At 45.9% G+C, this 16,398-nt stretch carries 11 protein-coding genes, 1 tRNA gene and 1 pseudogene; 4 read left to right on the forward strand and 9 right to left on the reverse strand.

From position 1 onward, the window contains the following. Positions 1–69: pseudogene (locus CR164_RS13345) on the reverse strand (hypothetical protein); the annotation flags it as partial. A 541-nt stretch (positions 70–610) separates the two neighbouring features. On the opposite strand from CR164_RS13345, the gene CR164_RS02210 reads away from it, so the two are divergent. Beyond that, positions 611–4,180 (forward strand): alpha-amylase family protein, encoded by a 3,570-nt coding sequence (locus CR164_RS02210; protein ID WP_239994433.1) that lies wholly within the window; start codon positions 611–613, stop codon positions 4,178–4,180. A gap of 446 nt (positions 4,181–4,626) precedes the next feature. Here CR164_RS02210 and CR164_RS02215 read toward each other — a convergent pair whose 3' ends face one another. The 6 genes from CR164_RS02215 to gltX form a co-directional block, all read right to left on the reverse strand. Further along, the gene (locus tag CR164_RS02215) at positions 4,627–4,929 is read right to left on the reverse strand and encodes a GIY-YIG nuclease family protein (RefSeq protein ID WP_110022309.1); all 303 of its coding nucleotides are present in this window, start codon (positions 4,927–4,929) and stop codon (positions 4,627–4,629) included. 533 nt (positions 4,930–5,462) lie between these two features. After that, a complete protein-coding gene (locus CR164_RS02220; RefSeq protein ID WP_110022310.1) occupies positions 5,463–6,758 on the reverse strand; it encodes a cytochrome b in 1,296 nt (431 codons plus the stop codon). Between the two features lie 34 nt (positions 6,759–6,792). Beyond that, the gene (locus tag CR164_RS02225) at positions 6,793–7,341 is read right to left on the reverse strand and encodes a QcrA and Rieske domain-containing protein (RefSeq protein ID WP_110022311.1); all 549 of its coding nucleotides are present in this window, start codon (positions 7,339–7,341) and stop codon (positions 6,793–6,795) included. A 355-nt stretch (positions 7,342–7,696) separates the two neighbouring features. Further along, positions 7,697–8,824: a carotenoid 1,2-hydratase gene (locus CR164_RS02230; RefSeq protein ID WP_110022312.1), complete on the reverse strand. Its 1,128-nt coding sequence runs from the start codon at positions 8,822–8,824 to the stop codon at positions 7,697–7,699. Positions 8,825–9,122: 298 nt separating this feature from the next. Then, positions 9,123–9,198: transfer RNA gene (locus tag CR164_RS02235), tRNA-Phe, on the reverse strand. A gap of 179 nt (positions 9,199–9,377) precedes the next feature. After that, positions 9,378–10,940, reverse strand: a complete 1,563-nt coding sequence (gene gltX, locus CR164_RS02240; RefSeq protein WP_110022313.1) for a glutamate--tRNA ligase — start codon at positions 10,938–10,940, stop codon at positions 9,378–9,380. Positions 10,941–11,657: 717 nt separating this feature from the next. Between gltX and ftsH the strand changes: the two genes are divergently transcribed. Genes ftsH through CR164_RS02255 form a run of 3 tightly spaced genes read left to right on the forward strand, consistent with a single transcriptional unit; the run spans position 11,658 to position 14,358 of the window. Continuing rightward, positions 11,658–13,637, forward strand: coding sequence for an ATP-dependent zinc metalloprotease FtsH (ftsH, locus tag CR164_RS02245; RefSeq protein WP_110022314.1), 1,980 nt, complete (start codon positions 11,658–11,660; stop codon positions 13,635–13,637). A 17-nt stretch (positions 13,638–13,654) separates the two neighbouring features. After that, positions 13,655–14,020, forward strand: coding sequence for a sulfite exporter TauE/SafE family protein (locus CR164_RS02250; RefSeq protein WP_110022315.1), 366 nt, complete (start codon positions 13,655–13,657; stop codon positions 14,018–14,020). Positions 14,021–14,058: 38 nt separating this feature from the next. Then, positions 14,059–14,358 (forward strand): HU family DNA-binding protein, encoded by a 300-nt coding sequence (locus CR164_RS02255; RefSeq protein ID WP_110022316.1) that lies wholly within the window; start codon positions 14,059–14,061, stop codon positions 14,356–14,358. Positions 14,359–14,506: 148 nt separating this feature from the next. On the opposite strand, the gene CR164_RS02260 is transcribed toward CR164_RS02255, so the two are convergent. Together CR164_RS02260 and CR164_RS02265 are read right to left on the reverse strand one after the other, a co-directional pair. Next, positions 14,507–14,893 (reverse strand): hypothetical protein, encoded by a 387-nt coding sequence (locus CR164_RS02260; RefSeq protein ID WP_110022317.1) that lies wholly within the window; start codon positions 14,891–14,893, stop codon positions 14,507–14,509. 18 nt (positions 14,894–14,911) lie between these two features. Continuing rightward, complete coding sequence (locus tag CR164_RS02265) at positions 14,912–16,396, reverse strand: sodium:proton antiporter (RefSeq protein WP_110022318.1); 1,485 nt, start codon at positions 16,394–16,396, stop codon at positions 14,912–14,914. Positions 16,397–16,398 lie beyond the last annotated feature (2 nt).

Genomic DNA, 16,398 nt, shown 5'->3' on the forward strand with positions numbered 1-16,398 from the left:
GGCGACCGATCCCATACCGAAGACTGCAACGGCTGCCAAAAGTGAGATAATTTTTTTCATAAAACCTCTCCTGTTTAGTTGTTTCGTACTTCAGTTTAAAAGCAAATGATGAAAAAAAACAGAAAGAACGACAAACTTTATTTAAGCGGCATAGTTAATTTATAAAAACATCGTAATACAAAAAAACAATTGTTAAGCCGTAAAAAAAACACGCCAAATTTTACATTTCTGAAACATATTGACCAAGAACACAAAAAATCTTGCATCAGCAAGCATCATAAGACAATATATAAAAACAACTTAACCACATTTTCAGGATGGAAAAAGTCTACTTCAAGGCAAACGTCCATTTTCCTCAAAACCATATAACCATATAGACATAACATAAAAACCGAGAACAAGAACCAAACATTTTAGATCATCGGGGCAGCAAAAGCTTCCTTTCAGATTGCCTATCTCCTTTCGGAACTTTCGTGACAACTCAAAAAAATCGATAAACAAATAAGCGGCTCAACACGTTATCAACGCCCTGCTGTCTATCAGCTATTCCCTATTTAACTGATACCCTTTCAAGGAAAATGCGTACTTTAGTCATTGATTTCACAGGTACATGATCTTTACCGAACGGCACAAGTATATCTTTTCACTTTCCATGACAAACCAGAACAATCATTCCTCCATCAGCAATTCTTTGCAGAAGGAACATTTTTATATCACCCGGCAAGCTCTCGTTGATCTCGATCTTTCTGAAAGCTGGTTCCCCGAGCTTCCATCCAACCGCCAATCCGCCCTTGAACAGGCCGCTTTGCAAACAAACCGCATCAACCTCCATCTGAAACAGCGCTTTGGCGACAAGGCAAAACATCTGCTCCCAGCACAGTTCCACGGCATGAAACTCCTGCACGCAGCCGCCCATCTTGTAATGAGCCGCCTGGTCGTTGAGCGAAACCCGGCTTTTCTGCACAAAGTCGAAGCTTCCACACTGCAGGAACTCGAGGAAAAAGGTTTTTCGGGTTACCTGGAGACATTCATTTCCCAATTTCCTCCCTCGAGTGTATTCAGGGGTTATCAAACCAATCGGGAGTTTCTTGTTTCGGCATCGAACCGCCAGATCGCACTGGAAGAATCTCTCTTTGTTTGGCTCCAAAATCAAAATCCTGCACTCGATCAGTTCAGCTTTCTGTTAACTGACGATGCCCTACGAAATGACCATTCGTATCGCACAGTCGTAAACACGTTTCTCCGCTCCCTCAAGGAAGTGGGGCCCATCGGACCGGAAAATATCGATCCGGCAGAACTGTTGACAAGACCGATACGACATGCACCAAACTCTCTGCTTGAACAGCTGCGATATATAAGAATGCACTGGGGAGAGTTCCTCGATGGAACGCCGTTGCTCGACATGCTCGACAACAGCATTACTCTTATACAGGATGAAGATGCATGGCTGTTCTTTGAAAAAACCGGCAAGGAAAACCACGCGCAGCATGGCAGTTTTTTTGAAAAACAGGTACAAGCACCATCTTTCACCAACCTTGAAGACGAACCTGAAAACTATTCTGTTGATTCGTCATGGATGCCTGAAGTTGTCATGCTTGCAAAGAGCACCTTTGTGTGGCTGGACCAGTTGAGCAAAACCTATTGTCGTCCAATAAACCGACTGCAAGACATACCCGACAGGGAACTCGACTCTCTTGCCGAACGAGGATTCACCGCTCTCTGGCTTATCGGCCTTTGGGAAAGAAGCCCTGCCTCACAGAAAATCAAGCAGCTTCAGGGCAATCCCGAAGCCAAATCTTCAGCATATGCACTCGAGAGTTATACTGTTGCCGACGAGCTCGGCGGTTATGAAGGATACCTGAACCTTCGCCGCAGAACCTTACAGCGAGGTATACGGCTTGCCAGTGACATGGTACCCAATCACACCGGATTGGACTCTTCTCTGGTAAAGGATAAACCGGAATGGTTTATCAATACCGTCGATCCGCCATACCCTTCCTACACCTATAACGGCCCGAATCTCAGCAGCGACCCACGTTTCGGCATTTATATCGAAGACGGTTACTGGGACCGCTCCGATGCAGCAGTCGCTTTCAAACGGGTAGACTACCAAAATGGTGATACCAGATATATATACCACGGAAACGACGGCACAACAATGCCATGGAACGATACCGCACAGCTCAACTTCCTCAGTGCCGAAGTCCGCGAAGCGGTTATCCAACAGATTCTCCATGTCGCAAGAATGTTTCCGGTGATACGTTTCGATGCGGCAATGGTTCTGGTAAAACGCCACATCCAGCGTTTATGGTACCCTCAGCCGGATCATACCGCAGGTATTCCATCACGAAGCACTCACGCAATGAGTATGGAAGATTTCAACAAGCTCATTCCCGAAGAATTCTGGCGGGAAGTGGTTGACCGTATTCACGTAGAGGCTCCAGACACTCTTCTGCTCGCCGAAGCATTCTGGATGCTCGAGGGCTATTTTGTCCGTACGCTCGGCATGCACAGGGTCTACAACAGTGCGTTCATGCACATGCTGAAGAAAGAAGACAATGCGGGATACCGTTATCTGATAAAAAACACTCTGGAATTCGACGCGGGAATTCTGCAGCGATATGTGAATTTCATGAATAACCCGGATGAAGATACGGCGATCGAGCAGTTCGGTAAAGGCGATAAATATTTTGGCGTATGTGCAATGATGGCAACCATGCCCGGTCTACCGATGTTCGGTCATGGACAGATTGAAGGCTTCAGTGAAAAATATGGAATGGAATACGCCCGGGCTTATCTTGACGAGCATCCTGATGACGAACTGATCAAAAGGCATGAGCGGGAGATTTTTCCCCTCCTGAAAAAGCGTGCCCTTTTTGCCGGAGCGGAAAACTTTTTCCTTTACGACGTCTATACTCCGGAAGGGCATGTCGATGAGAACGTCTTTTGTTACTCCAACCGGCTGGGAAATGAACTCGCACTTGTAGCGTACAACAATGTTTGGGAACAGGCTGCCGGTTATATTAAAAACTCGGTTGGCTTTAAAACAGCAAATGGCATCGAGCAACGCTCCTTATGCGACGGACTCGGGCTGAGTCGTGATGATACCGCGTTTGTTGTTTTCCGGGATCACGTTTCAAACATCGAGTTCATCCGGCAGATTCAGCAACTGCGCGAACAGGGGCTGCACATCGTTCTTGGAGGTTATCAATACAACGTATTTCTTGATTTCAGGGAAGTCCGTCCATCGAAACTGATGCCTTACGACCGATTGTGCTACGATCTCGACGGACGAGGTATACCCTCCATTGACAAGGCGGTGCTTGCAATGAGTCTTGCCCCCCTTCACAACCGGATAACCGGCTTTTGCTCTCAGAAAAATCTCGACCTGCTGCTCGATGAAACGCTCGATACAGGAAAACAACAGACCTTGCTCGAAGAATCTCTCTCCGCCCTCCTTGATTTTGTTGCAGAAGAATACGCAAGCCTGACGGAAAAACCGATAACAGTTCCAAAAAATGCTGTTGCTCGTGCATGCAACTATTTCGATCATGCATGCACACTGGCCACTATACTCCAAGGCCCCGGCATCCCGGCGGAATTGAAGAAAAGCCTCGGGATAGAAACCTCAAGGAAAAGCAGCTTCAGCTACCTCGTACTATTATGGATAACGGTAGAGGCCATCGAACAGCTCCTTGAAGAAAACGGTATGACGCAACAGGGAATGATCGAAGATTTGTTGCTTGCAGAACCATTGACTCGAATTTTCCAGGAAAATATCAGGCTGAAAAACAAACCTGTCGAACAGCTAACCGATCTGTTCATCTGCCTTCTCAAAATAAAAATGCCGGTAACGTCGGTACAGAATCCGGAAAAATATCTTGTCGAAAAACTCAGCCTTTTTCTTGCAGGAAACGGCATGCCGAATGCGGAAGCCTTTCTTTCCGTTCAGAAACAATACAATAAACGCTGGTTCAGTGCTTCGCGCTTCAATTTGCTCACATCCTGGCTCTTTGCGGTCACCATGCTTCATACCAAACAAACAAAAAAACAGCAAACGGGTTTTGCAACAAAAGAACTCAACGTCTGGATAGAAGCCCTTGAAGCAATAAAAGAAAACGCATTCATTGCGGGATATGAAGCCGAAACGTTTTTAAAGAACGTCATTAATAACCAATGACCGGTTCACCGGAAAAGCCACGGGCAATCTGATGCGTCCTGTATGATGCCGCATCCCTGTGAAATCCGAACATCTATTTCACAGGGCGGCATGACTTCTCTCTCCTCCGTCATCCTCGGGCTCGACCCGGAGATCCATTAGCGTCCCTGTTTTTCACTATGGATGCCGCATCGAGTGCGGCATGACTTTGAAGGGGGTTGGACGCCACATCACATGCGGCATGACGTCTCCCTCCTCGTCATCCTCGGGCTTGACCCGGGGATCCATGAGTGCTCCTGTTTTTCAGTATGGATGCCGCGTCATATGCGGGATGACTCCACCCTCCCCGTCATCCTCGGGCTCGACCCGGGGATCCATCTTTTGATTTTCGAATCATAACAAACCGTCTGATTTGGCTTGACATTTCTTTGCACCTCCTCTTTGTCAATCCCTACCGTTTTTTTTACCTACAAACCTGACAATGAGTCATAGAGATCGATCCACTCAGGATTGTCTTTTTCAATGAGGGCCACTTTCCATTCCCTCTTCCATTTCTTCAGGGTTTTCTCTCTCGAAATAGCATTGTAAGGATCTTTGAACGTTTCATAGTAAACAAGGCTATGAACACCATACTTTTTAGTAAACCCTTCGACAAGCCCAGATTTATGCTCATGAACTCTACGAAGAATATCATTGGTCATACCAACATACACTGTACCGTATGCTCTGTTGGCGAGAATATAAACGTAGTAGAATTCTGAACTTGACACCTGTGTCAAAATCTTACTTTTATATCATTACATACATGGCATTAACATATTGAAATATATACGTATTATTCGCCTATTTTATACGCAGCGTATCGTTGTATATCGCATAAAGCACGGTATAACTTCCCCCTCCTCCGTCATCCTCGGGCTCGACCCGGGGATCCATGAGTGCTCCTGTTTTTCACTATGGATGCCGCATCGAGTGCGGCATGACTTTGTAGGGGGGTGGATGCCGCATCAAGTGCGGCATGACTTTGGAGGGGGGGGATGCTGCATCACATGCGATATGACTTTGTGGGAATTGAGTACTTTCATCGGCCTGACACTCCATCTCCCTCGCTGTCATCCTCGGGCAAGCAGAGCGCGACCCGGGGATCCATCACAATATCACTTTTCCCCATTACGCATTACCTACTACCCAGTCCCCTTTTGCCCTCTCACTTTTTTCATCCTCGGGCTCGACCAGGGGGGGGCCTTAAAAACAAAAAACGCCCGGGATTACCAGGCGTTTTTTGTTGTGTATGTGCTGATTTCTACCAGCCGTACTCCAAGTAAACCCTGTATGTCCCGATAAGTAATGAGGCGAGTACAACCAGTCCAAAAATGGTGAAGAGAGGACTTCTCTGCTCTCTTGACGCCTTTTTATCCATGAATGGTACCAGCGCCCAAACTATGCCAACAACTGTGAAAATGATAATGGCAAGCAGTTCACCACCTTCAAATTTAAAATCCTTGAGCAGCTGGAACTGTGCCCAGAAATACCATTCAGGCTTGATTCCATCAGGTGCTGCAGCAAGAGGATCGGCTTTCACACCAATTTCCCAAGGAAATATAACGGCAAGGTAAATCAGGAGAGCGAAACCTAACATCCAGGCGATCCCGTCTTTAGCGATGAAGTTCGGGAAAAACTTTTCGTAGCCTTTGACAAGTCCAGCTTCCTTGTAACCTATAGGAGTCGAAGCGCCGAGTACCTGAACGAGCATGAGATGCCCTGTAAGGAAAAGCATGACAAGGCCGGGCAGCAGAACGACATGCATGGCAAACATACGGGTAAGTGTTTCACCACCGACTTCTTCTCCGCCGCGAAGGAGCTGAACAATGAACTCTCCACCTGGAGCAACTTTCGGCACTTCCGTACCGATCTGTGTTGCGAAGTAAGCAAGTTCGTTCCATGGAAGCAGGTAACCGGTAAATCCGAAACCAAGCGTGAGTAACAGAAGCACAAACCCACTCACCCACATGAGTTCACGGGGTTTACGATACGCTTTCATGAAAAAGGTGCTGAACATATGGATAAACGCCATGAGCACCATGAGATTAGCAGACCACGCATGTACCTGGCGAATAAGCCAGCCGAAAGGAACTTCAGTCTGGATGTAAACGAAACGTGCAAATGCTTCCGCTTCAGTTGGCCGATAGTAGAGAAGCAAAAGAAGCCCGGTAATGATCTGAATGGAAAAGAAGAAAAGGGTCAAACCGCCAAAATAATACCAAATCGAAAGGCGGTGCTGCGGAACCTCTTTTTTCTTCATGTAATCGATAACCGGAACCAACACATTGAAACGTTCCCTAAACCAGCTTGTCCCGGCACCGGTCTTACTGTCTTTGAACGGGTTAGCTTCGGCTCTGACTTCTGCAGGTTTATAGACACCTTTTTTAGCAGGACTACCTTTCGCAGGGACAGGTTTTGCTTGTCCAGGAGCGCCGGCTTTCGCAGCAGGCGATTTCGGTTTGCCCGGAACTGACGGTTTGGCAGCCGGCGGTTTTGGCTTACCTGCCGGAGACGGTTTCGATGCCGCCGTTTGCTTATTGTTGTTTTCTTCAGCCATATTTCTTGACTCCCTTGTTGTTCAAGTAGTTTAATTATGCTTTTGAAATTACCAGATCATCACCATCTACCCTGACGTTATAAGGAGCCAAAGGCAAAGGCTGCGGGCCGGAGATGATTTTACCATCCTGTTCGTAACGGGCACCATGGCAAGCACAGTAAATGAGCTCTTCATCCTCTTTCCACTGTACAAGACAGCCGAGATGAGTACAAACGGCGCTGCAGGCTGTCAGCTGGCCGCCATTATTGACAACGATGACTTTATCCTTGTTGAACTGATAAATTTTACCGGAGTCCGGCGGCACTTCAGACGCTTTCCCAACAACCTTCTCATCCACATCCTTGACCTCTTTTTCAGCTGGCGGTGTGATGTATTTAACTACCGGGTAAAGAGTTCCCGCCGCCACGACAGCCCCAATTCCGCCAACAGCCTTGCCAAGAAAATTGCGGCGTTCGAAATCGATTCCATCAAGAGAAGCGTCCCTTGTTTTTTCACCAGGAACCGCTCCGGAAGATTGATCGGAAGGACCGCCCTGAAGCGAACTCAGCCTTTTGGGGCTTTTGAAATTACTGTTTTCAGCCATTACTATCTATCTCCTTTTTTATGACTTACAGGCACCTTGAAACAAACATTCCTAAAAGATACCCTTGTATTAGTATGCAAACATTTTCCCTCAAACTGAGCATCTCAACAGATGCTTTTCAAGCATAACCAATAAAAAAATAATCTGTTATGCGCCATGTCCGATACAAGATTTCTTAAAAACCCATTAGGCAAGAGCGAATAAAGGCTTACATCTCTTGAAGCTTCGACTTGTCGGGGCAATCGACAACCGCCCAATTCAAACATTGCTTTCCCGAAACCCGCTTTTTTGTTACTTCATAGAGGCAAACGGAAAAAACCCAACCTAACGTAAACGAGGTCGAATTTAAATATTTTTAGCGTTTAAACCAATGCCAACAGGTCTTAAAAAAATTATAGCTATCGTACATCCGTGAATCGACCCCATATCGCCAGATCCTGCATCGGGTAAAAAATCTCAGTACAGGTAATTTGAGGCGCCCGGGATTGAGAAATTCAGATATCCCTCTAAGCTCAACAGGATCTTGACCATCTCTACGAAAAACAATATCGGAGCCATAACGCAGATAAAAAGGACCCGAATCAAGCACCTGCTTCTGATCGATATCTATACGGAAATCCTCGCGGGCGAACCTCAGGCTCCGGCTGTGAAGTGGAGCGAACAACCCCCGCCGTAACCCGGAAGCTTCGACACCGAGACCATCATGCACTGTAAGCTTCCTGGTAACATTATCCTGCAGCATGCACAGAGCGAGAGGTTTGTACCCCGAGTTTTTGAAGAAAATCACGTAGTAAACAAGATCGTACTTATCGGAAAACGCACGCCCCCAGTACCATGTATTGATATACTCATGCATGGGCATGAGCCCAAGATTATGATCATGGTACCCCCGAGCACGAACAGTGATGGTACGGCTCCTTTTTTTAAGGGTATCTTCCAGAATCAAGGAACCGGAAACATCTGCCCTCGGAAGGGTGAGCAGCCATTCGTGATGCGGCACTTTTCCATTATTGTTCGCATCAAATTTCCTGTATGAGTAGTTATGCCTGACAGAAAAAATCAGCTCGGCCGTAACTTTCTGGCGTCTGGCGGGGAAATCAAAAGCTATCTCGAGAACATAAGCCTGCTTGTGAGAATCATAGTAAAAGCGGTTATCCTCAAATCTTCCCTCTATATCGTTTCCCGAACTCTCAAAAAGCGAAGCATGCCCTTCCTTGATAAAATTTACCGACTCGCGCCCGTTTTCATATAGCTGAAAGCTGAACGCTGCATAATCGAGAGCTTTAGGTGGGTCCGAACCGGTTTTTCTCCAGTTCAGGTAGTGCTCCATGTAATAAGGCGAAAATGCAAACCCGGCAAACCAGATACAAACAAGTGACAGGCCTTGCTCCCGGTCTTCGGCATCGAAATACCACCACTCGTAAGAACCGGGTTCCTGAAGATTATGCCAGACGTCCCGATCTAATTCCGTGGAAATATTCATACCTGGGTTGAGCGTTTCAAATTGTGCCGACTACCTTGTTTAACAACCTGAATAGCGTGTTGCTCTGGCAGCAATGGACCATGGCCCGAAAGTATACTCATCTGTATTCAACAAAACAAAAAATACACACAATTTGCAATCCTGGCGCAGAGGAATGCACGAACAATAGTCCAATTCACGGGGTTGGAAAAACATGGAGAAACTTCCAGCCTGCTTTGCCAGTATGGTGTTGCACTGAAAAAAAGAGGATATGAAAAGTACGCGGTTTCAACTGAAAAGAATATCAGCCGAATTTGCCTGGTGGACAGAGAGGGAATCGAACCCCCGACACAAGGATTTTCAGTCCTTTGCTCTACCAACTGAGCTATCTGTCCTCAAACGTGACTGCCAATATAAGGATCACCAGGAAATTTGCAAAAAGAAAAGGAAAAAAGTGATTGGGAAACAGAGCCTTGGCAACATTCCGCTTGTTTGAGGATGACAAAAAAGCATGCAGAGCCACCATTCAAACTTCCTATTACCCATTTCCTATTGTCCTAGTACCAACCTTTTGCTAGTCTCTGACAACAACTCCTCTCGTACTCAATCCAGCATCGTCCTGCTTCTGCGTTTTGACCCTTTCGACACCGTTCCTGAGCCTCCGCAAAACCGTTTCTTTACCAAAAACTTCAAGCATGTGATACAAACTCGGGCCGAATCCGACACCTGAAGTAAGTATTCTTGTCGGATGAATCAGAAAGGCCGGCTTCTTGTTTTTACGCACCGCAAAATCCTTGAGGGTTGCCTCGAGGTTATCCGCACTGAAATTATCGGTTTCGTCAAGCACGCCAATGAACTCTTTAAGAACATCGTTGGTATCCGGCATCCAGCGCTTCTGAACAGCCTTCTCATCGTACTCGTCAGGGTCGAAAAAGAAGTAGCTTGAAAAGGTAACCATTTCTTGATCGAAATTGACCCTTTCCCTCATAAGCTCTATGACCTGAGCAAGGTACTCATCACTTGCAATGCGTTCGACATCCATGTCGGTACTCTTTACCTCCAGCTCGGCCTGGAGCAAAGGTTTGATAACACTTATGATTTTCTCCTGAGGACGGGCCTTGATATACTGTTTTTCCAGCCAACCGAGCTTTTCCACATTGAACACGGCACCAGCCTTGCCGACCCGTTCGAGACTGAAGATCTGCTCAAGCTCATCGAGACTGTACACCTCTTTTTCGCAGCCTTCACCCTCATTCCACCCAAGAAGAGCAACAAAATTAAGGATCGCCTCAGGACTGTATCCCTTCTTGATAAAGTCCTCAACCGCAACATCTCCCTGCCGTTTACTGAGTTTGGAACGATCGGGGTTGAGCAAAAGCGGCAAATGGGCGGCTTTGGGTGGCTCCCACCCGAAAAACTCATAGAGCAAAAGATGTTTGGGCATTGAAGAAAGCCACTCCTCACCTCGGATAACATGGCTGATTTCCATGAGGTGATCATCGATAACGCTTGCGAAATGATAGGTAGGAAAACCATCTGACTTCATGAGGACCTGATCATCAACGGTCGCAGAATCAAACTCTACCGGTCCGCGAACAATATCATCAAACATGATGGAAATATAGTCCGGCACTTTCATACGAACCACATATGGCACGCCTTCTTCCATTTTTTTTCTGATCTCGCTTTCCGGCATCGATCCGCCCATATCTTCAGGGAGCCATTTGCGGTTATATTTTGGCTGCAACCCCTGCTTCATTTGAAGCTTGCGGTTTTCCTCCAGCTCTTCAGGTGTTGAAAAACAGTAATATGCATTCTTCTGATCCAAAAGCTGCTGACAGAACTGCTGATATATACCAAGCCTTTCTGACTGTACGTATGGACCAAAATTGCCTCCATGTATAAAACTTTCATCGGCAACAATACCGGTCATTGCAAGTGTGTTCATCAAACTTTTATCAGCACCCTCAACTTTTCTTGCCTGGTCGGTGTCTTCAATCCTGACAATGAAGTCACCGTTCATTTTCTTTGCATAGAGATAATTATAGAGAGCTGTACGCAATCCCCCTACATGAAGATACCCTGTGGGCGATGGTGCAAATCTTGTTCTTACCCGCTGACCTGGAGTTGTTTGCATAATGACATTAAACTATAATACTATTGACTTGGGAGCGCCTCCATATCGATTCATACCACAAAGCGTCCCGATGTAATGTTTTCCGGTGTGTAAAGGCAAGGAATTTAAAAAAAAGTCCCTGTTATTCCTATAGCGCATAATACAGTGGGATCTGTCACCGGCCCTCAAAAAAACATTGTAGTCCACGGATTATACAAAGCCGTAACAACTATAAGCTATAAGTGTAACATTCAGTCCACCAATTTGCACGAATAAACACGGATTGAACGAATCAGCGAATTGTTGTTTGAATCTCAAGCTGAAAAACAATTCGCCGGAAGCTCGGTTTTCGTGCATCATTGATGAAACCGCTGTTTCCAAAACCGGCGAAAGAAGTATCGTCGATTACGGTAGTGATGTACTTCCAATTCATAAAAATATTTATTGCAGTAATTGGCTTCACCGTCCTTGATTTTCGAAAAATCTCAGATTTGTACCGGTTGAAGCCCCTGTGCGCTGTCGATTCGATGTAAACCGGACTGCAATGAACCGATTCTTTTTTTTAATTCGTGAAAATTTCATGCTAATTCGTGGAAGGCACACTGTGCGGAATTTTGTTTGCAGGGAATCATGCAAATGGGATATCGAAATAAACTTTTAATGTTCGCACAGAGTTGTACTTTTAATTACTTTAAAAAAGACAAGTTACCTTGACATTTCAACAGAATACCGATACAAATGGCCGATAAAGAGGGCAAAAAGCGTCAAACACCAAACAAATTCAAGCCAGTGAAAGATCAGACTCCGGAATCCGGAGGATGGTTCGGAAACGGGGGAAACGCAGAAGGCTCGAGAGAACGATTCCCGAGGATATTGATATACATCATGTTGTTTCTTGTATTCATTTTTGTTTTTCAGAGATTTTTTGTCCAGGATGATTCGAGGGAAATCTCCTACAATGAATACCGAAAAGTACTTGGTCAGGATCAGCTCGTCTCACTGACAATTGAAACTGCTCCCGATAAATCCGCTTTATTACGAGGTATTTTGAAAAGTCCGGCAACACTTCAGCTGATCGACGGTACTGCAATGCAAGTTGACCGGTTTTTCACCAGAATTCCTGAGTTTTCGATTGAACAAGCCGATATCCTTGCCGAAAAAGGCATTGAAGTCAAGGTGCGTGAAAGCGCAAATGACTTCAACAACTTCCTTATTTTGCTTGCACCATGGCTTATTTTCGCTGCGATTTATTTTTTCATTTTCCGTCGCATGTCGATGCAGAATGGCGGGGTTCAGAAAAATATTTTTGCTTTTGGCAAAAGCAGAGCCAAACTGATGAGTGATTTCGACGTCGAAATCACCTTTAAAGATGTTGCTGGTGTTGACGAAGCGGTAGAGGAACTGAAAGAAACGGTCGATTTCCTCATGAGCCCCGAACGTTACCAACAGATAGGAGGAAAGATCCCCAAAGGAGTTCTCCTTCTTGGACCTCCGGGTACCGGCAAAACACTCCTTGCCAAAGCCATTGCCGGTGAGGCAAAGGTTCCGTTTTTCTCCATATCCGGAGCGGACTTCGTTGAAATGTTTGTCGGAGTCGGCGCAGCAAGGGTTCGTGACCTGTTTGAAACGGCAAAGAAAAACGCCCCTTGTATTGTCTTCATTGACGAGATCGATGCAGTAGGAAGAAGTCGCGGGGCAGGACTTGGCGGGGGACACGATGAACGCGAACAAACCCTCAATCAGCTCTTGGTAGAAATGGACGGCTTTACAACAAAAGACAATGTCATTCTCATAGCAGCGACAAACAGGCCGGATGTTCTGGATACGGCATTGCTGAGACCGGGCAGGTTCGATCGCCAGATCACAATTGATAAACCCGACATTCGCGGCAGAGTTGCAATACTGAAGATCCACTCTCGCAAAACCCCTCTTGCCAAAGATGTCGATATCGAAAAAATAGCGCAGAGCACTCCTGGTTTCTCAGGAGCCGATCTTGCAAACCTTATTAACGAAGCAGCTCTTCTTGCTTCCCGCGGAGGTCGCAAGGATATTTCTGTGGAAAATTTCGAGGAAGCCAGAGATAAGATACTGATGGGACCTGAACGCAGAAGCATGTACATCTCCGACGAGCAGAAAAAAATCACCGCTTATCATGAGTCGGGTCACGTACTCGTAGCAAAGTTTACCAAAGGCTCTGATCCGATTCATAAGGTAACCATCATCCCCAGAGGACGCTCTCTGGGGCAAACCGCCTATCTTCCGGAAGAGGATCGGTATACACAGGACCGGGACAACCTGATTGCAATGATAACCTATGCTCTTGGAGGAAGAGCCGCCGAAAAACTTATCTTCAACCAAACAAGTACCGGAGCGGAAAACGATATAGAACGGGCAACGGAAATTGCAAGAAAAATGGTACGCAACTGGGGAATGAGCGAAAAACTTGGACCGATAAATTATGGAAACGGCCACAAAGAGGTATTCCTTGGCAAGGACTACTCCCACGTTCGAGAATACAGTGAAGAAACAGCTTTACAGATTGATGTAGAGGTACGTAATATCGTAATGGAGTGTATGGAAAATGCAAAACGGATTCTTTCCGAAAAAAAGAACCTCCTCGATGCGCTCGCTACAGCCTTGATTGAAAAAGAGATTTTAAACAGTGAAGAAATAGACGCGATTATTGAAGCAGGCGGAGGAATGGCACCTGCATCATAACCACTCAATCTAAAGTCATGCAAATTGCCTGGATGTTGCTTACAGGGTTAGCGGCCGGGATTCTTTCCGGTATGTTCGGTATAGGCGGAGGTTTGATCATTGTACCTGCACTTGTACTGATTATGGGCTTTACCCAGCATACTGCAAACGCAACATCCCTGATAGCACTCCTGCTTCCTGTTGGCCTCCTTGGTGTATTGGAGTATTATAGAGCAGGAAAAATAACAACCGAGCATATCTTGTTTGGCCTCCTTATTGCGATCGGGCTTTTTGCCGGAGCATTTTTGGGAGCGAAAATAGCGACTTCCTTGTCAAATGAGGTACTTCGGAAAATTTTTGCTGTATTTGTAGGAATTGTTGCAGTAAGAATGTGGTTACAATAATTGTTGGTAACGTTATCTAACCTTAGAACTTAAGCGCCATGGGAAACACAACGACAAAAGCAGATCTCGTTAATACCATCTCTCACAGAACCGGGCTGACCAAGCACGAAACAGAATCGGTGGTCGATTGTCTTTTCGAAAGCATCATCGATTCATTGAAAGCCGGCAAAAGAATAGAGATAAGAGGATTTGGATCTTTCAATATCCGTTATAAAAACCAAAGACTGGCACGCAACCCCCGAACAGGCGAAAAGGTTTCAGTTGACGCCAAGAACGTCCCCACGTTCAAGATATCCAAAGAGTTCAAGCATGCAGTGAGCCAGAGCCTCAAGGTTTGACTGTGAGATACATACCATCCACAAAACCAAGGGTTACGGAGAGTAACCCGATTACAAAGCAGTAAAGGCAGGGATAAGCCGGGACAAAAAAGAGAAAAGAGGAGAGGAAGGCCTGCACTGTGTCACAAAAGCCTTCCTCGCGCTTTTGTTATAGATAAAACGGGTCTTCAATCAGTTCGAAATCAAGGATATGCCTGTTCGCAAAACATATCTTGATATAGTGCCTGTTTTCTTCATCAAAAATATTCGATCCTTTTTCTGCTGCATTCAGGATGATATGCCCTTTGCTTCGGCCAAGTTCCTTACGCAGGTCTCCCCCTTTTCTAAACACGATGTTGGTATACTGCTCACCTTCACGAATAGCCAAATGGCCATTCCCATCGCTGAAATCGGTTAGAAGATCAGGTACAGCGAGAAGAGACATTTCCTTTCCGATCCAAACACTGAGCAACTCGAGGTGAAAAGGCAGATAGACAGAATTCTTGAAAATCATCCCTTTTTCGCCATCATGTATTGCCTGGACAAACCCTTTCATAAGTCTAGGTATTAGGTTCTAAAAATTGAAAAAAACAAACCAAATGACTGCAAACAGAGGAATCAATATCGGTAAAGAATACTTGTATACATACTCAACAAAACCCGGGACATCCACATCAGCCTGCTCGGCGATATTCTTAACCATAAAGTTCGGTGCATTACCGATATAGGTCATTGCGCCAAAAAATACCGCAGCTACCGATATGGCAAGAAGATAAACATCCGAAGGAACATCGGCTGCAACCGGAGAAGGAATACCAGCGGCAAAGCTGCGAACAGCCTCGACAGACCCGATATCCGAGCCGAATTTACCCATTGAACCTGCAAGGAAGTTCAGGTAAGTCGGGGCATTGTCGAGAACTCCTGACAGGGATCCGGTAAGCCAGTAAAAACGTGAAACAGAAAATTCAACCGCGTGTGACTCGGCGTACGCTCCGATAAGCTCAAGCGCAGGAATCATGGTGGCAAAAATTCCGATAAAGAGAAAAGCCACCTCTTTTATCGGCTCGAAGTTGAACTCATTGCCTTTCATCGCTTCCTGGTCGGCAGTTTTATAGGCTGCAAACGCCACAGCAAACATGATGACTTCACGGATTCCGAAAGGCACATGAAGCATTTGCTGGAGACTTGGAAAACCCGCTATGACTGCTGGATCCAAAAACACGGCTACAATAATTATTGCAAGGAAAAAAAAGCTCCTGGCTCCCTGAATTTCCAGAACTCTTCCGGTCTGCTGCTCAAAACCTTCAGGCAAGGTCCCCTTTCCGACCCTGGCATCCAGCACCATGAAGACCCCGATTAACACAACCACCGTCACCAGCCAAATATGCCATATTTCTGTCAAGATCCAGAAAAACGGAACTCCCTTGAGAAAACCAAGGAAAAGAGGTGGATCACCGATTGGGGTCAACCCCCCTCCGATATTGCTGACGAGAAAGATGAAGAAGACAATGTGAAAGGGCTTGAGACGCCCTTCATTGATACGCATATAAGGGCGGATCAGCAACATTGACGCTCCGGTTGTACCAATAATGTCCGCAAGAATCGCCCCAAAAAAGAGTAACCCGCCATTGACCAGCGGTCTGCCCCGACTCGCTATTTTGATGAGAATTCCTCCAGATGCTATGAAAAGCGAGGAAATGAGAGCGATAAACGAGATGTACTCTTCAAGGGTATGCAACAAAGCATGTGTACCGTGATCCATGAAAAAGCCATAGAAAACTGCAACAATCGCACCCAGCCCCACTGCAACCTTCGGGTAATGATGTTCCCAGAAATGATGATAAAAAAGAGGCCCTGTAGCAATCATGAGAAGCAGTATAACGAAAGGAATAACCATCCAGATTGGAGGAAGGTGCAGGACCCCTTCGACGGCATGATCGGCAACCGGATGTCCAGCCGCAACAACTTCAGAAGCAAACAGAGAAGCATTGAACCCTAAGGGTATTACAACAAATGCAATAACGAAGAAAAACAAAGAGCGTAACCAAAAATATTTCATAT

The organism is Prosthecochloris marina (genome assembly GCF_003182595.1).
In the GTDB taxonomy this organism is placed as follows: domain Bacteria; phylum Bacteroidota; class Chlorobiia; order Chlorobiales; family Chlorobiaceae; genus Prosthecochloris; species Prosthecochloris marina.